Here is a 1,647-nt window from a genome sequence, read left to right as displayed (position 1 = left end):
ATCAGACAAACTCCAGGCGTTCGCGCTCCATGCGGGCGCGTTAAGTGGTTGATGTTTCAGTTGTTAGGCGGCGATCCGGGCTATCCAGACAATCGCCACCCACAATTCCAATGCGAGGGCGTAATGCAGCGATGCGTTACGGGTCATCGGGTGATCCTGTCGGTTTGGCGAGGGCGGCGCGGGCCGTGCGGAAAATGCCGATGCGCCAGCGCGCCGCCTCGTAGCCGGACAGATGTAGCGTGGCGATATCGTCGTCGCCGAACCCTTCCGTCTCACAATCAATCAGGTCCGCTACGTCGGCGAACGGCGCCAGCGCCTCCCGCATCGCCTCGACCTGGGCGCGGTATTCATCCACGCGCTTGTCGAGTTGCCGGATCGTTTCGTCACGGCATGCAATGCCATCAGGGATGCTCCCTGGCTCGACCGAAATGCGCTTGCCGCTGCCGTCAAAGGCGTGGCGCATTTCCAGCCTGTCTTGCAGCGCCTCGACCTCGGCGCGGAGGACGTCGCGTTCGGCGGTGAGGGCTACCTTTTCCAAGTCTGGAAATGCGGCGCGCGTGAATGTCTGCGTTATTACTCTTGCATCACCCATCGGCGTCGCCTCCCTTGGTGCGGGCTTTCGCCCGTTCCCCGGCTGCGCGGGCGCGTTCATTGCGCCGCGCCTCGTTGTCCAGCTTGCCTTGCCAGAAATCCTCGGCCTTCACCCTGGCTTCGACCATGGTCGCCCCGAAGCAGGTGATCGGCAGGAACGTCTGGCGCTTGTGCGCCGGGCACTCCCCATTGGCCGGGACATTCTCGACCGTCTCTATGATCGCCATGAAGCGGCGATGATCCGGCGTCGTGGTGCAGTTGTAGACGTGGATCTTCACGGGCGATCCTCCTTGAGGGCGGCGCGGCCGGCTTCAGTGATGTGGTAGGCCGGCGCGGCGAGGCCCTTGGCGACCAGGTTTTCAAGGCATGCGGCAACCCACGCGCCCCAATCCCGTTCAATCTCACCAGCCAGCATGCGCAGCACGTCGATCTCGTATTCGTTCAGGTCACTGGCCATTATCACCTCCCTTACCCGCAAGGGCTTCGGTGGGGCGGCGGTCATGGACAGGGCAGCCGAAGGTATAGACAAAGATCGTCTCGCCGTTCTTGTCCTTCGCGCCGCCCATGTAGCCGCGACCGTGACCGTTATCGATGACGGGGCATGTGCAGCCTTGGGCTATCGCCTCGCGGCTGCCGGGGTTTGGCTCGCGCTCTGTGCGGTCAGTCATGGCCGGGCCTCAGCTTTGGCTATTGCCGCGTCTATCAGCTCGAGCGTGTCCGCATCGGACAGCGGCATTGACCCAGCGACCACGAAACCTTCTCTTGCGACCTTTAGGGCCTCCAGAAGCTCTGGAGCGGCGGCGATCAGGTGGGCGTTGGCCGTTGCCCGGTCGGCGTTCTCCGGCAGCAGTTCGCTGACGAAAGCGACCATGCCGCGCGTTGGGTTCCCCGGAAGGGGGCCGCAGTCTTTCCTCGCAGCCAGAACCGCTACGCCACATTCATCGGTGCTATATTTGCCATCCGTCCACCATGGCCCCGGCGTATGCTTTGCTTGAGCCATCACACGCCCTCCCCAGCAGACAGAGCGATGATTGCCTCTGCGTGAGCGCGGGCGTT

Annotated in this window: 5 protein-coding genes; all 5 read right to left on the bottom strand. The window is 63.4% G+C overall.

Annotated features, from left to right (window positions below):
- Positions 1–136 precede the first annotated feature (136 nt).
- From IE243_RS22735 to IE243_RS24140, 5 genes are read right to left on the bottom strand one after another with little or no spacing between them, the layout of a single operon-like run.
- A complete protein-coding gene (locus IE243_RS22735) occupies positions 137–538 on the bottom strand; it encodes a hypothetical protein (RefSeq protein WP_210319969.1) in 402 nt (133 codons plus the stop codon).
- A gap of 46 nt (positions 539–584) precedes the next feature.
- The gene (locus IE243_RS22730) at positions 585–869 is read right to left on the bottom strand and encodes a hypothetical protein (protein ID WP_191321552.1); all 285 of its coding nucleotides are present in this window, start codon (positions 867–869) and stop codon (positions 585–587) included.
- On the bottom strand, positions 866–1,048 hold the full coding sequence (locus IE243_RS22725) for a hypothetical protein (RefSeq protein WP_191321551.1): 183 nt from the start codon (positions 1,046–1,048) through the stop codon (positions 866–868). Before IE243_RS22725 ends, IE243_RS22730 begins: the two co-directional genes overlap by 4 nt.
- Entirely contained in the window at positions 1,038–1,259 is a 222-nt protein-coding gene (locus IE243_RS22720; RefSeq protein WP_191321550.1) for a hypothetical protein, read from the bottom strand. The genes IE243_RS22725 and IE243_RS22720 overlap by 11 nt, the downstream gene beginning before the upstream one ends.
- Positions 1,256–1,591, bottom strand: a complete 336-nt coding sequence (locus tag IE243_RS24140; RefSeq protein ID WP_505661120.1) for an XkdD/Y8K6 family phage-associated protein — start codon at positions 1,589–1,591, stop codon at positions 1,256–1,258. The genes IE243_RS22720 and IE243_RS24140 overlap by 4 nt, the downstream gene beginning before the upstream one ends.
- Between the last annotated feature and the right edge of the window lie 56 nt (positions 1,592–1,647).

The sequence above is a fragment of the Camelimonas fluminis genome, from assembly GCF_014656355.1.
GTDB classification, from domain to species: Bacteria; Pseudomonadota; Alphaproteobacteria; order Rhizobiales; family Beijerinckiaceae; genus Camelimonas; species Camelimonas fluminis.
Note: the sequence above shows the minus strand (reverse complement) of the source record. Positions and strands in the feature narration are given on the sequence as shown.